At 58.5% G+C, this 16,976-nt stretch carries 15 protein-coding genes; 5 read left to right on the plus strand and 10 right to left on the minus strand.

The window, feature by feature from the left end; translation table 11 throughout:
* Nucleotides 1-14: 14 nt before the first annotated feature.
* The 4 genes from DTA24_RS18410 to yceD all read right to left on the minus strand — a co-directional run bounded on the left by DTA24_RS18410 (nucleotide 15) and on the right by yceD (nucleotide 3,035).
* Nucleotides 15-968 carry a beta-ketoacyl-ACP synthase III gene (locus DTA24_RS18410; protein ID WP_012968572.1) on the minus strand — a complete coding sequence of 318 codons (954 nt, stop codon included), beginning with the start codon at nucleotides 966-968 and terminating at the stop codon, nucleotides 15-17.
* A gap of 54 nt (nucleotides 969-1,022) precedes the next feature.
* A complete protein-coding gene (gene plsX / locus DTA24_RS18415) occupies nucleotides 1,023-2,120 on the minus strand; it encodes a phosphate acyltransferase PlsX (RefSeq protein ID WP_012542244.1) in 1,098 nt (365 codons plus the stop codon).
* Between the two features lie 203 nt (nucleotides 2,121-2,323).
* Complete coding sequence (gene rpmF / locus DTA24_RS18420; protein ID WP_000290724.1) at nucleotides 2,324-2,497, minus strand: 50S ribosomal protein L32; 174 nt, start codon at nucleotides 2,495-2,497, stop codon at nucleotides 2,324-2,326.
* Between the two features lie 16 nt (nucleotides 2,498-2,513).
* Nucleotides 2,514-3,035 carry a 23S rRNA accumulation protein YceD gene (yceD, locus tag DTA24_RS18425; protein ID WP_008805983.1) on the minus strand — a complete coding sequence of 174 codons (522 nt, stop codon included), beginning with the start codon at nucleotides 3,033-3,035 and terminating at the stop codon, nucleotides 2,514-2,516.
* Nucleotides 3,036-3,176: 141 nt separating this feature from the next.
* Between yceD and DTA24_RS18430 the strand changes: the two genes are divergently transcribed.
* Nucleotides 3,177-3,761, plus strand: a complete 585-nt coding sequence (locus DTA24_RS18430; RefSeq protein ID WP_008805982.1) for a Maf family protein — start codon at nucleotides 3,177-3,179, stop codon at nucleotides 3,759-3,761.
* A 37-nt stretch (nucleotides 3,762-3,798) separates the two neighbouring features.
* Here DTA24_RS18430 and rluC read toward each other — a convergent pair whose 3' ends face one another.
* Nucleotides 3,799-4,752 (minus strand): 23S rRNA pseudouridine(955/2504/2580) synthase RluC, encoded by a 954-nt coding sequence (rluC, locus tag DTA24_RS18435; RefSeq protein WP_012542245.1) that lies wholly within the window; start codon nucleotides 4,750-4,752, stop codon nucleotides 3,799-3,801.
* A gap of 699 nt (nucleotides 4,753-5,451) precedes the next feature.
* Between rluC and rne the strand changes: the two genes are divergently transcribed.
* On the plus strand, nucleotides 5,452-8,691 hold the full coding sequence (gene rne / locus DTA24_RS18445) for a ribonuclease E (protein WP_110196077.1): 3,240 nt from the start codon (nucleotides 5,452-5,454) through the stop codon (nucleotides 8,689-8,691).
* Between the two features lie 38 nt (nucleotides 8,692-8,729).
* Here the strand turns inward: rne and DTA24_RS18450 are convergent, their stop codons facing one another.
* A complete protein-coding gene (locus DTA24_RS18450; RefSeq protein WP_008805978.1) occupies nucleotides 8,730-9,758 on the minus strand; it encodes a LysR family transcriptional regulator in 1,029 nt (342 codons plus the stop codon).
* A gap of 16 nt (nucleotides 9,759-9,774) precedes the next feature.
* Here DTA24_RS18450 and DTA24_RS18455 point away from each other — a divergent pair, with 16 nt between their 5' ends.
* Nucleotides 9,775-10,989 (plus strand): MFS transporter, encoded by a 1,215-nt coding sequence (locus DTA24_RS18455; RefSeq protein WP_008805977.1) that lies wholly within the window; start codon nucleotides 9,775-9,777, stop codon nucleotides 10,987-10,989.
* Between the two features lie 53 nt (nucleotides 10,990-11,042).
* On the opposite strand, the gene murJ is transcribed toward DTA24_RS18455, so the two are convergent.
* The 4 genes from murJ to rimJ all read right to left on the minus strand — a co-directional run bounded on the left by murJ (nucleotide 11,043) and on the right by rimJ (nucleotide 14,863).
* Nucleotides 11,043-12,578 carry a murein biosynthesis integral membrane protein MurJ gene (gene murJ, locus DTA24_RS18460; protein ID WP_008805976.1) on the minus strand — a complete coding sequence of 512 codons (1,536 nt, stop codon included), beginning with the start codon at nucleotides 12,576-12,578 and terminating at the stop codon, nucleotides 11,043-11,045.
* A gap of 111 nt (nucleotides 12,579-12,689) precedes the next feature.
* Nucleotides 12,690-13,601, minus strand: a complete 912-nt coding sequence (locus tag DTA24_RS18465) for a Gfo/Idh/MocA family protein (protein WP_164481370.1) — start codon at nucleotides 13,599-13,601, stop codon at nucleotides 12,690-12,692.
* A gap of 14 nt (nucleotides 13,602-13,615) precedes the next feature.
* Nucleotides 13,616-14,269 carry a YceH family protein gene (locus DTA24_RS18470; RefSeq protein ID WP_012542247.1) on the minus strand — a complete coding sequence of 218 codons (654 nt, stop codon included), beginning with the start codon at nucleotides 14,267-14,269 and terminating at the stop codon, nucleotides 13,616-13,618.
* A gap of 9 nt (nucleotides 14,270-14,278) precedes the next feature.
* On the minus strand, nucleotides 14,279-14,863 hold the full coding sequence (gene rimJ / locus DTA24_RS18475; RefSeq protein ID WP_008805973.1) for a ribosomal protein S5-alanine N-acetyltransferase: 585 nt from the start codon (nucleotides 14,861-14,863) through the stop codon (nucleotides 14,279-14,281).
* 228 nt (nucleotides 14,864-15,091) lie between these two features.
* On the opposite strand from rimJ, the gene mdtH reads away from it, so the two are divergent.
* Together mdtH and DTA24_RS18485 are read left to right on the plus strand one after the other, a co-directional pair.
* Nucleotides 15,092-16,300 (plus strand): multidrug efflux MFS transporter MdtH, encoded by a 1,209-nt coding sequence (mdtH, locus tag DTA24_RS18480; protein WP_012542248.1) that lies wholly within the window; start codon nucleotides 15,092-15,094, stop codon nucleotides 16,298-16,300.
* 115 nt (nucleotides 16,301-16,415) lie between these two features.
* Complete coding sequence (locus DTA24_RS18485) at nucleotides 16,416-16,976, plus strand: lipoprotein (RefSeq protein ID WP_012542249.1); 561 nt, start codon at nucleotides 16,416-16,418, stop codon at nucleotides 16,974-16,976.

Genomic DNA, 16,976 nt, shown 5'->3' on the forward strand with positions numbered 1-16,976 from the left:
TTTAAATCCTTATACTAAAAACGAACCAGCGCGGAACCCCAGGTGAAACCGCCACCAAAGGCTTCCAGCAGAATCAACTGACCGCGTTGGATACGGCCATCGCGAACGGCTTCATCCAGCGCGCAAGGGACTGACGCCGCGGAGGTGTTGCCATGGCGGTCGAGGGTCACAACGACGTTATCCATCGACATGCCCAGTTTCTTCGCCGTCGCGCTGATAATACGCAGGTTTGCCTGGTGCGGCACCAGCCAGTCCAGCGCTGAACGTTCAAGATTATTCGCTGCCAGCGTCTCATCAACGATGTGCGCCAGCTCGGTGACCGCCACTTTGAAGACTTCATTGCCGGCCATCGTCAGATAGATCGGGTTTTCCGGATCGACGCGATCGGCGTTCGGCAGGGTCAGCAGTTCGCCATAGCTGCCGTCAGCATGCAGATGCGTCGAGATAATGCCTGGCTCTTCGGAAGCGCCAAGTACTACCGCGCCCGCGCCGTCGCCGAAAATAATAATCGTGCCGCGATCCGCCGGATCGCAGGTACGCGCCAGCACATCGGCGCCAATCACCAGCGCATAATCCACCGCGCCGTTCTTCACGTACTGATCGGCGACGCTCAGCGCATAGGTGAAACCGGCGCAGGCGGCGGCGACATCAAACGCCGGGCAACCCTTAACGCCCAGCATAGACTGGATCTGGCATGCCGAACTCGGAAACGCGTGCGTGCCGGAGGTGGTCGCAACGATAATCAGACCAATCTGCTCCGCGGACACGCCCGCCATCGCCAGCGCCTGCTTTGCGGCTTCAAAGCCCATCGTAGCAACTGTTTCATGCGCTGCGGCAATACGACGCTCACGGATACCTGTGCGGGTGACAATCCACTCGTCAGAGGTCTCTACCATTTTTTCCAGGTCGGCGTTTGTACGCACTTGCTCGGGCAGATAGCTGCCGGTACCAATAATCTTCGTATACATGTACGCTCAGTCACTCTTGGGTAATATACCCGCCTCTTTCAACCTGCCGCGGCGTCAATCGTGGCCATTCGTCCCGCTTTGCTGTCGGGAGTTCACGTCACTGTCGCTTTCCGGCAGCGCGAAACCAGCTGGGTATAAAGATTCCAGGCGCGCGGCGATCCGTTGAGGAATTTGCCGCTGCACCGCCTGCACTGCCTGCTCTATCGCGACGCTAAAGGCGCGTTGATTGGCAGCACCATGACTCTTGATCACGGAACCGCGCAATCCTAACAGACAGGCGCCATTATACTGGTCGGGGTTGAGGTGACTGAATCGCCTCGCCAGGCTTTTTTGTAACCAACGTTTTAATAACAGCAGCCACCACGACCGTTTTTTGCCCTCTCCCTGAGATTTCAGCAGCGAAAGGAACATTCTGACAACACCTTCCATGGTTTTTAATGTGACGTTGCCCGTGAATCCATCACAAACCAGCACATCGGTTTTTCCAGTCAACAGTTCATTGGCTTCAAGATAGCCGATGTAGTTGAGGGAAGGCAGCGTTTTCAGCACTGCGGCAGCATCGCGAATGCTGCTGAGGCCTTTCATCTCTTCTTCGCCGATATTCAGCAAGGCGACGCGCGGGTTGGTCATGCCAACCACTTCCTCCGCCAGCACCGCGCCCATGACGGCGAACTGCACCAGCATCGTGCTGTCGCAATCGACGTTGGCGCCGAGATCCAGCACCACGGTTTTGCCCTTCTGCTGGTGCGGCAGAACCGTCACCAGCGCCGGCCGCTCAATACCTTCGATCGGTTTGAGCAACAGTTTCGCCAGTCCCATCAGCGCGCCGGTGTTGCCGGCGCTGACGCAGGCTTCCGCCCGCCCTTCTTTCACAAGCTCCAGCGCCACGCGCATTGAGCTTCCGCGACTGCTGCGGATAGCCTGTGCGGGTCGCGCATCACTGGCAATAACTGACTGCGCAGGAATAATCTGCAGACGCGAACGTTGTTCGAAGTCAGCTTTGGCAAGTAATGGCGTGATGGCGTCGGGGTCGCCGACTAAAAGAAGTGTGAGTTGCGAATTAGAGTTCAGTGCCTGCAGTGCTGCAGGCACCGTCACGGATGGGCCAAAATCGCCCCCCATGACATCTAACGCCAGGGTTAGACGTGTCAAGGTATCGTCGCTGCCCGGTTCGGTGATTCCCCAGTTGCCCGGGGAGTCCTCACTAAGCTTCATCACGCTGGCACTCGCGAATGTTCACGCTGCAGACGCAACAATTTGGGCATTGATGCCCCTGGTGATCGGGTTAACCGAATGTCCAGGGACGCACACGCCCGCCATGGCCTGCAACGGGAAATCCTGCGAGTATCGCGTGATTACTTAGCGATAACCTTGCGACCGCGGTAGAAACCGTCGGCAGTGATGTGGTGACGCAGGTGTTTCTCACCAGAAGTTTTGTCTACAGACAGGCTGGTGACTGCGGTCAGCGCGTCATGGGAACGACGCATGCCACGTTTGGAACGGGTTGGTTTATTCTGTTGTACGGCCATGGACCTTACTCCTCAATTACTTACGCTTTAAGCTGGCTAATACGGCAAATGGGTTTGGTTTTTGTGCCTCTTCAGGCAGTTCGCCAAAGACCATGTCCGCGTCGGACACTTCACAGTGTTCAGAATCATGCACCGGAACTACGGGCAGGGAGAGGATAATTTCATCCTCGACCATTGCCTGCAGGTCGATTTCACCGAATTCGTTAACCTCAATCGGCTCATACGCTTCCGGTAGTGCTTCGGCCTGTTCGTCATTTCTGACGGGGCTAAAACAATACGTGGTGTGGACGTGATGAGGGAACGGTTTCCCGCAACGCTGGCATTCGAGGGTTACCGTTACCTTTGCATCGCCAGTAATGACGGCGAGACGCTGGTTATCGATAGCGAACGACATGCTGCATTCCACATCGCTGTCCACGCTGACTACAGAATCGGCTACACGTTCAACCTGATCGCGGGCATAGATGCCTTCGTAATCAAGGCGTTTTTGAGCCGTGCGGACCGGATCAAGAGTCAGGGGTAATTTTACCTTTTGCATAGGGCGCGCATATTAACTTTGTAATGTCATAGAGTCAAAGAAAAAGGCAGCCTCAGGTTGCCTTTTGCCATTTATTCGCACACATTGCGGCGCATAGTTTAAGATGATGCTCTGCGAAGCGCTATATGTGGATGAAAAAATATGTCTGAACTTATCCTCGCGTCAACCTCTCCCTGGCGGCGCATGCTGCTGGAAAAACTGGGGTTACCGTTTGAATGTGCCGCGCCTGACGTTGACGAAACGCCGCTGCCGGAAGAATCCGCGCGTCAGCTTGTCGCCCGACTGGCGCAAGCCAAAGCGCAAAGCCTGGCCTCCCGCTATCCGCACCACCTTATTATAGGCTCCGATCAGGTTTGCGTATTAGACGGTGAAATCACCGGCAAACCGCACACCGAAGAAAATGCCCGCCGGCAGTTGCGAAAGGCCAGCGGGACCATCGTCACCTTTTATACCGGTCTGGCGCTATACAACTCCGCCACCGGCCATCTGCAAACCGAATGCGAGCCCTTTGACGTTCACTTTCGCCATCTCAGCGATAAAGAGATTGAAGGCTACGTCCGCAAAGAGAACCCGCTGCAATGCGCCGGGAGTTTCAAGAGCGAGGGGTTAGGGATTACGCTATTTGAACGACTGGAAGGCCGCGACCCGAACACTCTGGTCGGTTTACCCTTAATCGCGCTCTGTCAGATGCTGCGCCGCGAGAATAACAATCCGCTGTTAGGTTAAAGCAAAAAAAACGGCGGAACTGATTCCGCCGTTGCGCTTATTTGCTCTTACGTAGCACCTGTAAACAGTGCTTCAGCTGGTTATCCAGCGGCGCCTCAACGCGCATCACCTCCCCGCTCCCCGGGTGGGTAAACTTCAGCGCCGCCGCGTGCAGGAACAGGCGGTTTAAGCCGGTACCGGACAGCTGCTTGTCGAACTCGCGGTCGCCATAGCGATCGTCAAAAGCGATAGGATGCCCGGCATACTGGGTATGAACGCGGATCTGATGCGTGCGGCCGGTGACCGGGCTGCAGCGCACCAGCGTGGCGAATTCGTAACGCTCTTCCACTTTAAAGCGCGTCTCCGACGGCTTGCCTTCCTGACTCACGCGAACGATACGCTCCCCACTCTGCAGAATATTCTTCAACAGCGGGGCCTGGACCACTTTGGTATGCGACTGCCACTGGCCGCGCACCAGCGCCAGGTAGTCTTTCTGCATGCCTTTATCGCGCAGCTGCTCGTGCAGCGAACGCAGCGCCGAGCGCTTTTTCGCCACCAGCAGCACGCCGGAGGTATCGCGGTCGAGACGATGCACCAGCTCAAGGAAACGTGCCTCCGGGCGCAGGGCGCGCAGCCCTTCAATCACGCCAAAGCTCAGTCCGCTGCCGCCGTGTACCGCAGTACCGGAAGGTTTGTTGAGTACCAGAATATGATCGTCTTCATAGAGGATCACCTCAGAGAGCGCGGCCACTTTCTGCAGATGCGGCGATACCGCCTCTTCTTCACGCTCCGCCACGCGCACCGGCGGGATACGGACTTCATCACCCGCTTCCAGCTTATACTCCGGCTTCACGCGCTTTTTGTTTACCCGCACCTCGCCTTTACGCAGGATGCGATAAATCATGCTCTTCGGTACACCTTTCAATTGGGTACGCAAAAAGTTGTCGATACGTTGCCCCGCTTCATCAGCAGCAATGGCAACCATTTTTACGGTTGGGGTCTCAGTTTTCATGGTGCGCGATTCTAAATAGCCGGACGCATTAGCGCCACTCATTTTTATATGCTTATATTTATCATTATCCTGTTTTCACGGTTTACCTGACCGCCATTTTGTTTGTTATTAGAACAATCTGTATGGGCAGGTGATAAAACTGTGAGTAACCGGGTGATAAAAGGTGAAAGTCAACTTGCTATAACAAGGTTAGCAATGGAATAATGAGACCGTTTTCCGTATTGCATCTTGTTAGAACAAGACATTAGCGGAATGACCAATTTTGTCTGACCGATCGCCCACGCAGCAATGGCGTAAGACGTTGTGATCTTTCAGACAGTTAGCGGGCTGCGGGTTGCAGTCCTTACCGGTACAGGCTCTATGGATTTCAAGTCGCAGGAAGGCGTCAACTCCGGGACTCCCGGGAGCTCATCTGGATCCCTTGATCGAGGTGAGCAGGTTAAGCCACCATGCCTGCAACGCGAAAGACGACGAGTATAAATGGAATATTCTCTGGTGATACATCCCAGGCTGTTCCCCTGAATAATTGCGCTGTGTTTCCGTTTGAAACACAGGCGACCGACACTCTGCGCCTCTTAAGCGCGCGACAACCGTGAGGTTGGCGACGTGAACCAGACACGAGGCCATCGGTTTTCCCCCGGAAAGGCATTACTCTGCCCGCAGCTTAGTCGTCAATGTAAGAATAATGAGTAAGTTACGATGAAAAGAATGTTAATCAACGCAACTCAGCAGGAAGAGTTGCGCGTCGCCCTTGTTGATGGGCAGCGCCTGTACGACCTGGATATCGAAAGCCCCGGGCACGAACAGAAAAAAGCGAACATCTACAAAGGCAAAATCACCCGCATTGAACCTAGCCTTGAAGCCGCGTTTGTCGATTACGGCGCCGAGCGTCATGGTTTCCTCCCCCTCAAAGAAATCGCCCGCGAATACTTCCCCGCTAACTACAATGCGCACGGTCGTCCTAATATCAAAGACGTGCTGCGTGAAGGTCAGGAAGTTATCGTGCAGATTGATAAAGAAGAACGCGGCAACAAAGGCGCTGCGCTCACCACCTTTATCAGCCTGGCAGGCAGCTATCTGGTCCTGATGCCGAACAACCCGCGCGCGGGGGGAATTTCCCGCCGTATCGAGGGCGACGACCGCACTGAACTGAAAGAAGCGCTGGCGAGCCTGGAGCTTCCGGACGGCATGGGTCTTATCGTTCGCACCGCTGGCGTCGGCAAATCTGCCGAAGCCCTGCAGTGGGACCTGAGCTTCCGCCTGAAGCACTGGGAAGCGATTCAGAAAGCCGCGGAAAGCCGTCCGGCGCCGTTCCTGATCCACCAGGAAAGCAACGTGATTGTCCGCGCATTCCGCGATTATCTGCGCCAGGACATCGGCGAAATCCTGATCGATAACCCGAAAGTGCTCGAGCTGGCGCGCCAGCATATCGCCGCACTGGGTCGTCCGGATTTCAGCAGCAAAATCAAACTGTACACCGGTGAAATCCCGCTGTTCAGCCATTATCAGATTGAATCGCAAATTGAGTCCGCCTTCCAGCGTGAAGTGCGCCTGCCTTCCGGTGGGTCTATCGTTATCGACAGCACCGAAGCGCTGACCGCGATCGATATCAACTCCGCCCGCGCCACCCGCGGCGGCGATATCGAAGAGACAGCCTTCAATACCAACCTTGAAGCGGCTGACGAGATTGCCCGCCAGCTGCGTCTGCGCGACCTCGGCGGCTTGATCGTTATCGACTTCATCGATATGACCCCGGTTCGCCACCAGCGTGCGGTGGAAAACCGTCTGCGTGAAGCCGTTCGTCAGGACCGCGCGCGCATTCAGATTAGCCATATTTCGCGCTTCGGCCTGCTGGAGATGTCTCGCCAGCGCCTGAGCCCGTCGCTGGGCGAATCCAGCCATCACGTCTGCCCGCGCTGCTCCGGCACCGGTACCGTGCGTGATAACGAATCGCTGTCGCTCTCTATTCTGCGTCTGATTGAAGAAGAGGCGCTGAAAGAGAACACCAAAGAAGTCCACGCCATCGTTCCGGTACCGATCGCCTCTTATCTGCTGAACGAAAAACGTGCCGCAGTGAGCGCAATCGAATCCCGTCAGGGCGATGTCCGCGTCATTATCGTGCCAAACGACGAGATGCAGACGCCGCACTACTCCGTCCTGCGCGTGCGTAAAGGTGAAGAGACCTCAACGCTGAGCTATCTGCTGCCGAAGCTGCATGAAGAAGAGATGGCGCTGCCTGGTGACGAGGAGCCAGCAGAACGTAAACGTCCGGAGCAGCCTGCGCTGGCCGCCTTTGTGATGCCTGACGCCCCGCCGGCACCGATGCTGGAAGAGCCTGTGACTGCCCCTGCGGTCGCCGCTGCCCCGGTCGCGGCCGCCGCGCCGGCCCAGCCGGGACTGCTCTCACGCTTCTTCAGCGCGCTGAAAAATATCTTCTCTGGCACTGAAGAAGCCAAACCGGTTGAAGTTCCGGTCGAGAAGAAAGCGGAAGAAAAACCGGAGCGTCAGCAGGAGCGCCGTAAACCGCGGAGCAACAACCGCCGCGATCGCAACGACCGCAACGATCGCCGTGATAACCGCGACAATCGTGACAACCGCGATAACCGTGACAATCGCGACACCCGTGCGGACAATGCCGAGGGTCGTGAGCCGCGCGAATCGCGTGAAGAAAACCGTCGCAATCGTCGCGAAAAGCAGCCGCAAAACGTAGAAGCGCGTGACGCTCGCCAGACCGTCGGCGATGACGCGGACAAAGCCAAATCCCGCGACGAGCAGCAGCCGCGCCGCGAACGCTCCCGCCGCCGCAATGACGATAAACGTCAGGCGCAGCAGGAAGCCAAGGTGCAGACGCGTGAAGAGCCGGAAGTACAGGAGACTGAGCAGGAAGAGCGTGTGCAGACTCTGCCGCGTCGTAAACCGCGTCAGCTCTCCCAGAAAGTACGCATTGAGTCAGCCGTTGCCGAGCAGACTGCCGAGATCGCGCCTGAGACCGTTGTGGCTGAAGTCGCCGCCCCGCGCAGAGAGCCGGTGAAAGCCGAACTGCCGGCGGTAGTGGAAAACGTAGTGGAACACGATGAAAACGGCGAACCCCGTGAAGCGAACGGTATGCCGCGCCGCTCTCGTCGTTCCCCGCGTCATCTGCGCGTGAGCGGTCAGCGTCGTCGTCGCTATCGTGACGAACGCTATCCGACCCAGTCGCCGATGCCGCTGACCGTCGCCTGCGCCTCGCCGGAGATGGCTTCCGGTAAAGTCTGGATCCGCTACCCGGTCGTTCGTCCGCAGGACCAGCAGCCGGAAGAGGTTCCGGTTCAGGACACCAGCGCCATTGAAGCCATTGAGGCTGTTGCGACACCGGTTGCCGTGGTTGAAACCGTCACTGCCGCGCCAGTTACCGTCGAGCCGGCGACCATGGAGCCCGTTACCGCTGAGCCGGTGGTCGTCGAACCTGTCGTAGCCGCCGAGCCGGTGATCGTTGATACTCCGGAAATTGTCGAGCCAGCCGCTGTCGAGCCAGCGCCGGTCGAAGCGCCAGCTGTCGAAGCGCCTCAGGCTATTGCGCCAGTGACGATCGACGCCGAGCCGGTCACGGTTGAACCTGAAGTGGTGGAAACGGCGCCTGTCGTTGAAGCGCCAGTGGAAACCATCGTTCCGGCCACGGAAACCGTGGTGGAAGCACCGGTGACCGAAGCCGCCCCAACAGCCCCTGCCGAACCGGTCAAAGCTGAAACGCCGGTAAGCAAACCCGTGGTTGTGGCTGGCGATCGCCATGCTACCGCGCCGATGACCCGGGCGCCTGCTCCGGACTATGTCCCGGAAGCGCCGCGCCACAGCACCTGGGTGCGCCCGCCGTTCGCTTTTGAAGGTAAAGGCGCCGCCGGTGGTCATAGTGCGACGCGTAAAGCCACCGCAGAACCGACCCGCCCACAGCCCGTCGAATAAGCGTGCTTAATAAAAAAACCGGCCTCTGGCCGGTTTTTTTATGCGCTTTGCGGACGCTGCATCCCGGCCAGATCCGGCATGATCTCCCGCATCAGGTCAAGGAACTTACGCAGGCGTGTCGGATAATAGCGCGCCCAGGGATAAACCAGATGAACCGGTAGCGAGGCGGGACGCCACTGCGGGAACAGCTCAATCAGCCGTCCGGCGGCAATATCCTCCACGACTGTCCAGCTGGACACCATCGCCACCCCCAGCCCCGCCAGCGCGGTATTTCGCGCGACGTACAGGCTGTCAGTGCTCAGGCAGGGGGTGATGGCCGTCGAGACGATTTGCCCACTTTCCAGATGCCGGAGCCGTACCTCATGCTGATAAAAGGTATTAATGGCGATCCACGGCAGGCCGGATAGCGCCTCCAGCGAGGTTAACGGCGGGTACTTCGCCAGGAGTTCAGGGGAAGCCACCACGCAGCGCGGCACTTCCGCCAGCAGCACGGATACCGTGGCCGGATCCACCTCCGCGCCAACGCGGATGGCGCAGTCGATATTATCGCTGAGAAAGTCGACGGTATTATCATTCAGCATCCACTCGACCGACAGTTGCGGATGACGCTGCAGAAATGCGACCAGCGGCGCCAGCAGCTGTTGCTGGCCAAAAGCATGGGGCGCCCGTACCCGCAGCACCCCCACGGGCTGATCGTCGGCAATACGCAGATCATCCTCCAGCGCCAGCCAGGCGTCCACGACCTGACGGGCATGGCGATAACAGCGTTCGCCATCGTCAGTGAGCTTCATCGCATGAGTGGTGCGCAGGATCAACTTCACCCCCAGCAGTCCTTCCAGGGACTGCAGGCGGCGGCTGACGGTTGCCTGGGTGGTATCCATCTGCCCCGCGGCGGCGGAGAGTGAGCCGGCCTCTATAATACGAATATAGGTGCGCATCAGCTCAATGCGGTCTATACGCTCCTGTCTTTTCATTTTTCTTTTGCCTATACGTGCTACGTATAACCGTTTTACCACCAGCCCGGCTACCGCGCCAGCTGCATTCAGGGAAAAATAGCGCCATCGCATCTATGAGGTACTGATCATGACACCGACTTCCCTTTCCACCCGCGACGCAGGCTGGATTATCTTCATTCTCGCGCTCGGCGCCGGCTTTAGCGTCGCCTCTATCTATTATGCGCAGCCGCTACTGCCGCTGATGGGCGCCAACCTCCATCTGTCGGTAGAAGGGATGGGGCTGGTTCCTACCCTGACGCAGGCTGGCTACGCGCTCGGCATTCTGTTCCTGCTCCCGCTCGGCGACCGTCACGATCGCCGCCGGCTGATCCTGCTGAAGAGCGCAATGCTGGCGATCCTGCTGTTCCTGTGCAGCCTTACCGGCCAGCTCACCTCACTGCTGGTGGTCAGTCTGCTGATCGGTATGGCGGCCACCATGGCGCAGGATATCGTCCCGGCGGCGGCGATCCTCGCTCCGGCAGGCAAGCAGGGAAAAATGGTGGGCACGGTGATGACCGGGCTGCTGCTGGGGATCCTGCTTTCCAGGACGGTCAGCGGCGTAGTGGGCGCCGTATTCGGCTGGCGGGTGATGTATCAGGCGGCTGCAGTCAGCGTGGCGCTGATTGGCCTGGTGATGTGGCGGGTCCTGCCGCGCTTCGCCATTCACTCGACGCTGAGCTATCCGCAGCTGATGGCCTCAATGGCGCATCTGTGGCTGCGTTATCCGGCGTTACGCCGCGCTGCGCTGGCTCAAGGGGCGCTCTCTGTCGCCTTTAGCGCTTTCTGGTCGACGCTGGCGGTGATGCTCTCAGAACACTATCACATGGGGAGCGCAGTAGCGGGTGGCTTTGGTATCGCCGGTGCCGCCGGGGCGCTGGCGGCACCGCTGGCCGGCGGACTGGCCGATAAGTTTGGCGCCGGTAAAGTGACTCAGATGGGCGCGGCGCTGGTCACCCTCTCCTTCGCCCTGATGTTTATGCTGCCGCTGCTCCCTCTGCATGGCCAGCTGGCGCTGATTGCTCTCTCGGCTATTGGCTTCGATCTCGGCCTGCAGTCAAGCCTGGTGGCACATCAGAACCTGGTTTACAGCCTGGAGCCGCAGGCCCGTGGCCGCCTGAACGCTCTGCTGTTCACCGTGGTCTTTATCGGGATGTCACTGGGGTCGGTGCTGGGCAGCAAGTTGTACGTGCTGGCGGGCTGGAACGGAGTGGTCACCCTCGCCGTCGTCAGCGGGGCAATTGCCCTGGCGATCCGCCTGCTGGAGAATGCGCGCCTCATCGCAGCCGAACGCCGCACATCATAAAAAAAACCCGCTTCGCCTGAGCGAAGCGGGTTTCCTCTTTCCCTCGCAATGGCTTACGCTGTGCGACGGGCAAACTCTTTTACGCGGAAGCCCAACACCAGTAGCGTAGCGAAATAAGCCACTACTCCGGCGACCACCACCACCAGCAGGCGCATCAGGCGGAACGGCATCGTCCCCTGAGACCACTCCGGCATGAGATGCATGACGCCCAGCAGCGCCGCGGCCATCACCACCACCGCCGCGACCAGACGCAGCAGGAAAGTCAGCCAGCCGGGCTGTGGGGTGAAAATTTTCTGTTTACGCAGTTGCCAGTAGAGCAGCGCGGCGTTCAGGCAGGCCGCCAGCCCGATGGACAGTGACAGGCCCGCGTGCTTGAGCGGGCCGATAAACGCCAGGTTCATCACCTGGGTCATAATCAGGGTGACAATGGCAATTTTCACCGGCGTTTTGATGTCCTGACGGGAATAGAAGCCCGGCGCCAGCACTTTCACCACGATAAGCCCCATCAGTCCCACGGAATAGGCCACCAGCGCGCGCTGGGTCATCGCCGCGTCAAAGGCGCTGAATTTACCGTACTGGAACAGGGCCACGGTCAGCGGTTTAGCGAGGATCCCCAGCGCCACCGCGCTCGGCAGCGCCAGCAGGAAGCAGAGTCGAAGGCCCCAGTCCATCAGGCGGCAATACTCGTCATGGTTACCACTGGCGAAGCTTTTCGACAACGACGGCAGCAGGATGGTGCCAAGGGCCACGCCCAGGACACCTGACGGAAACTCCATCAGACGGTCGGCATAGTACATCCATGACACCGATCCCGACACGAGAAACGAGGCGAAGATGGTATTGATGATGAGGGAGATCTGGCTTACCGACACGCCAAGGATCGCCGGCCCCATCTGCTTCACTACCCGCATCGCGCCAGCATCTTTCAGATTAATTCTGGGCAGAACCAGCATGCCAATCTTCTTCAGGTGCGGCAACTGGTAGGCCAGCTGCAGCACGCCGCCGACCGTCACCGCCCAGGCCAGCGCCAGCACCGGCGGATGGAAGTACGGCGCGGCAAACAGCGCAAAGCCAATCATGCTGACGTTGAGGAACGTCGGGGCAAAGGCCGGCACCGAGAAACGGTTCCAGGTATTGAGGATCGCCCCCACCAGCGAGGCCAGGGAGATCAGCAAAATATAGGGGAAGGTAATGCGCAGCAATTGGGTGGTCAGCGCAAATTTATCGGCGGTATCAGCAAACCCGGGGGCGGTGATGGTGATCACCCACGGCGCCGCCAGCATCCCGATAACGGTGACGATCGCCAGGGCCAGGGTCAGTAATCCGGAGACATACGAGACAAACACCCGGGTGGCATCTTCGCCCTGCTTGCTTTTATATTCGGCAAGGATCGGCACAAACGCCTGCGAGAAGGCGCCTTCGGCAAAAATACGCCGCAGCAGATTAGGCAGTTTGAAGGCGACAAAAAAGGCATCGGTCGCCATCCCGGCACCAAAAATGCGCGCCACAATCGCATCGCGGGCAAAGCCCAGCACGCGCGAAAACATGGTCATCGAACTGACGGCCGCCAGTGATTTTAAAAGATTCATTACGCTGTTATTCCAAACCCTGGAGTAAAACGCCCGCAAATGCGGGCGCTGGAAAGTGGCGATAGTCTACCGGGTTCAATATGAATTACTACTGTCAGTTGTTACAACGGATTATTCGCTGATGGCGTCACGCCAGAGTTTGTCAACCACCCGCTGAGCCAGCAGCGCCTGTTCGCCAGCGGTTTCCGGAACCGTCTGATTTTGCACGCATTCGATGAAATGTCGCGCGCAGCCGACAAAACCGCGCTGCTCGAGGGTGGTTTGCCAGCCCGCCACCGGGCGCTGGACCACGCCAAGACCACACTCCTCCTGCCATTCGCGCATCTCACTCACCGCATATAACCCGCCATCGGTGACCGCCTGCACCCACTCACGCTGGCTTCCAGCGCGGCGGTGCATGCTGGTGGTAACCTGCAGCCGGGGCGAACTGAACTGGTGTTCGGCATAGAGCATTTCACCCTGAGGAGTGATCTGCAACGTGCCGCCGCGCAGGCGCGCCTGACCATCAGCCAGCCACAACGCAGTATCCACCACGTGCAGATAGTCATCGAGAAGGGTAAAGCGCAGATCGTTGCCTACGCTGTCGCTACGATGCTTATCCATCCGCAGCGAGGCCGCCTCGCCCAGCCGCCCCTTCAGTTCACGATAGAGTGGCGCAAAGCGGCGATTGAAACCGACCATCAGCGTCAGATGACGCCGGGCAGCCAGCTCGACCAGCGCTTCCGCCTCGCTCAGCTTGTCCGCCAGCGGTTTATCCACACAAACATGAACCCCGGCATTCAACAAGTGATTCACTACTTCATGATGTGAAGCCGTCGACGTATGGACAAAGACCGCATCGCATTGCGCCGCCAGGGCATCCAGCGAATCAGCATACGGGATCCGCCAGGTTTCGCAGATGCGCAACGCCTTCTCTTTTCCCGGCGACCAGGCTGCCTGCAGCGTCCAGCTTTCCGCAGCGCCTAACACCGGCAGCCACGCTTTCTGCGCGATGCCCCCTAAGCCAACCACCCCAATGCGCAGTCTTGTCCCCACGTTTAGTCCCCCAGATGGTGTAACAGCGAGTCAAGGCGCGCTTTCAATTCCGCCACCTCGCCTTCCAGTGCTTCAACCCGGGCACGCAGATCGTCATCGTCTTCCAGCGGCGAGAGTGCTTCCACCGTGGTGATCAGCGTGTCCATGTCATCGCAAAACAGATGCATATAGCGGCTTTCCCGTTTCCCCGGTTCCCGTGGCAGGCGGGCAACAAAAGGACCATCCTCGCGCGTCGCTAACCCTTCCAGCACGCTTTCCACTTCCGCCATATCGCTGAACTCATGCATCCGCTGCGCGCGGCTACGGAGTTCACCCGGCGTCTGGGCGCCGCGCAGCAGTAGCGTCGTCACCACCGCTACTTCGCCGGCGCTGAGTTTCAGATCGCCAAATTCAGAGTTGCAAAAGCGCTGCTCATACTTGGTCACTCGATTGCCGAATCCGCTGACCGTGCGTAAATAGTGGCGCTTCACCAGGGTATCCAGCAGCGTCTGGACCTCGCCTTCGCTCAGCGACATCACCGGTTCGCGGTTGGTTTTCTGATTGCAGGCGGTCACCACGGCGTTCACCGACAGCGGGTACTGCTCGGGCGTGGTAACCTGCTTTTCCAGCAGACAGCCAATGACGCGCGCTTCGTGCGCGGTTAACTGATATTTCATCCTCTCTCCTTAGCGCCCTGCTGACCAGTCCGGCGTCGTTAGCGCCGTCAGTACATGGTCACGCCACTGCCCGTCAATCAGCAGATAATCTTTGGCGTAACCCTCTTTTTCGAACCCCAACCGCGCCAGCAGCGCGCCGCTGCGCTGATTATGCGGCATATAGTTGGCCATAATGCGATGGATATGCTGCGTGCGCTGCATATAGCGAATCGCGGCGGTCAACGCTTCAAACATCAGCCCCTGCCCTTGCCACTTCTCGCCAATGGAGTAGCCGAGATAACAGGCATGGAATGATCCGCGAACTACGTTGGAGAAATTCGCCACGCCAACGATCTCTTTTTCCTCCGCATCGAGCAGCGCGAAATAAAATGCAGACCCCTGCTTATGAAACTCGCCGATCATTGACAGACGCGCCTGCCACCCGGAGGGATAGCAGTGGCTGTCGTCACGTACCGGCTCCCAGGGTTTTAAGAACACTTTATTCTCGGCGTAATAATCGGCCAGACGCCAGGCGTCACGATCGTGGACCAGGCGCACCACCAGCCGGTCCGTCGTCAAACGCACCTTCGGCACGTTACTGCGATAGCCAAACATTTCCTTTTCAGTCCCCCTGACTTCAATCTTGCTCTCATCACTATACCTGTCCTGCACGATAGTGTGAAAACAGCAACATACCATTTTCTGCGCCATCTCCTCTTTTCGATGAATAGGCTCAATCGAACTTGCTTTTTGATAAAAAAATATTGTCGCAAGGGTGCTGGGAAAAGCAGCAGATTGCCCGCAGAATATCCTCGCTTATCTCTATTTTTCCCTGGAGGGGAAATGTCCCGCGTCTCGCAGGCAAGGAGCCTGGGTAAATATTTCCTGTTAGTCGATAACATGCTGGTCGTGCTGGGCTTTTTTGTCGTTTTTCCGCTGATTTCCATCCGCTTTGTCGATCAGATGGGTTGGGCAGCGCTGATGGTCGGCATTGCGCTCGGCCTGCGCCAGCTGGTGCAGCAGGGATTAGGCATTTTTGGCGGCGCCATTGCCGACCGCTTCGGCGCGAAACCCATGATTGTCACCGGCATGCTGATGCGCGCCGGCGGCTTCGCGGCGATGGCCGTCGCCCATGAGCCCTGGGTGCTCTGGCTCTCCTGTATCTTGTCCGGGTTGGGCGGCACGTTGTTCGATCCGCCACGAGCCGCGCTGGTGGTCAAACTGGTGCGCCCGCATCAGCGCGGCCGCTTTTTCTCCCTCCTGATGATGCAGGACAGCGCCGGCGCGGTGATTGGCGCCCTGCTGGGCAGTTGGCTGCTACAGTATGACTTCCGTCTGGTGTGCAGCGCCGGCGCCGCGCTGTTTATCGCTTGCGCCGCGTTTAACGCCTGGTATCTGCCAGCATGGAAACTGTCCACGGTGAAAACGCCAGTCCGCGAGGGGCTGGGACGGGTGCTGCGGGATAAGCGCTTCGTCACCTATGTCCTGACGTTAACAGGCTATTACATGCTGGCGGTGCAGGTGATGCTGATGCTGCCGATCATGGTGAACGACATCGCCGGTTCGCCGGCCGCCGTGAAGTGGATGTACGCCATCGAAGCCACCATTTCACTGACCCTGCTCTATCCCATTGCCCGCTGGAGCGAGAAACGCTACCGCCTTGAGCACCGGCTGATGGCCGGTCTGCTGGTAATGACGCTGGCGATGCTGCCGATTGGCATGACCAGCAGTTTGCAGCAGTTATTTACCCTGATCTGCCTGTTTTACATCGGTTCGATCATCGCGGAACCCGCCAGGGAGACGCTGGGCGCCTCGCTGGCGGATGCCCGGGCGCGCGGCAGCTATATGGGGTTCAGCCGCCTGGGTCTCGCCTTCGGCGGCGCGCTGGGTTACGCGGGCGGCGGCTGGCTGTTTGATGCCGGCAAAGCCGTGGGCCAGCCCGAACTGCCGTGGCTGATGCTCGGCGCCATTGGGTTTATCACTTTCCTTGCCCTGTGGTGGCAATTCAGTCCAAAACGCTCCGCCTCCGGTATGCTGGAGCCGCGCACCTAAGAGCGTAGGTCCGCGGTTTCTCCTGCCTTTCAGCCTATTCTGCTGGCATGAAGAATGCTGACAGGTCATGATGCTTTGTGTCAGGATGAATGATGGTACGAGCTTGAGGAACCCCATGAAAAAAATATTGATCGCCGCGGCGCTGATTGTCAGCGGTCTGCTGAGCGGCTGTAACCAGTTGACCCAATACACGGTAAGCGAGCAGGAGATAAACCAGGCGCTGCAGAAGCGTAACCATTTCGCCAAAGATATCGGTCTGAAAGGCGTTGCCGATGCCCATATTGAGCTGCAGAACCTGACCAGCGCTATTGGCCGTGAAGAGCCGGGTAAAGTCACGCTGACCGGGGTCGCCAACGTCGATCTGAACTCCCTGTTCGGCACCCAGAAAGCGACGATCGATCTGAAGCTCAAAGCGCTGCCAACCTTTGACAGAGAGAAAGGCGCTATCTTCCTGCAGGAAATGGAGGTGGTCGATGCCAAAGTGGCGCCCGAGAAGCTGCAGTCGGTGATTCAGGCCCTGCTCCCCTATCTGAACCAGTCGCTGCGCAGCTACTTCAGCCAGCAACCGGCCTATGTCCTGCGTGAAGACGCCAGCACCGGCGAAGCGCTGGCGAAGAAATATGCCAAGGGCATAGAGGTGAAACCGGGCGAAATTGTCATCCCCTTTACCAATTAA

Source organism: Klebsiella sp. P1CD1, assembly GCF_003790505.1.
Lineage (GTDB): Bacteria > Pseudomonadota > Gammaproteobacteria > Enterobacterales > Enterobacteriaceae > Klebsiella > Klebsiella variicola.

Bases quoted from the DNA above. Each gene is read 5' to 3' on its own strand.
- DTA24_RS18410 (WP_012968572.1), bottom strand. From the start codon at position 968: ATGTATACGAAGATTATTGGTACCGGCAGCTATCTGCCCGAGCAAGTG.
- yceD (WP_008805983.1), bottom strand. From the start codon at position 3,035: ATGCAAAAGGTAAAATTACCCCTGACTCTTGATCCGGTCCGCACGGCT.
- mdtH (WP_012542248.1), top strand. From the start codon at position 15,092: ATGTCCCGCGTCTCGCAGGCAAGGAGCCTGGGTAAATATTTCCTGTTA.
- rne (WP_110196077.1), top strand. From the start codon at position 5,452: ATGAAAAGAATGTTAATCAACGCAACTCAGCAGGAAGAGTTGCGCGTC.
- rluC (WP_012542245.1), bottom strand. From the start codon at position 4,752: ATGAAAACTGAGACCCCAACCGTAAAAATGGTTGCCATTGCTGCTGAT.
- DTA24_RS18430 (WP_008805982.1), top strand. From the start codon at position 3,177: ATGTCTGAACTTATCCTCGCGTCAACCTCTCCCTGGCGGCGCATGCTG.
- murJ (WP_008805976.1), bottom strand. From the start codon at position 12,578: ATGAATCTTTTAAAATCACTGGCGGCCGTCAGTTCGATGACCATGTTT.
- DTA24_RS18450 (WP_008805978.1), bottom strand. From the start codon at position 9,758: ATGCGATGGCGCTATTTTTCCCTGAATGCAGCTGGCGCGGTAGCCGGG.
- DTA24_RS18455 (WP_008805977.1), top strand. From the start codon at position 9,775: ATGACACCGACTTCCCTTTCCACCCGCGACGCAGGCTGGATTATCTTC.
- rpmF (WP_000290724.1), bottom strand. From the start codon at position 2,497: ATGGCCGTACAACAGAATAAACCAACCCGTTCCAAACGTGGCATGCGT.
- rimJ (WP_008805973.1), bottom strand. From the start codon at position 14,863: ATGTTTGGCTATCGCAGTAACGTGCCGAAGGTGCGTTTGACGACGGAC.
- DTA24_RS18485 (WP_012542249.1), top strand. From the start codon at position 16,416: ATGAAAAAAATATTGATCGCCGCGGCGCTGATTGTCAGCGGTCTGCTG.
- DTA24_RS18470 (WP_012542247.1), bottom strand. From the start codon at position 14,269: ATGAAATATCAGTTAACCGCGCACGAAGCGCGCGTCATTGGCTGTCTG.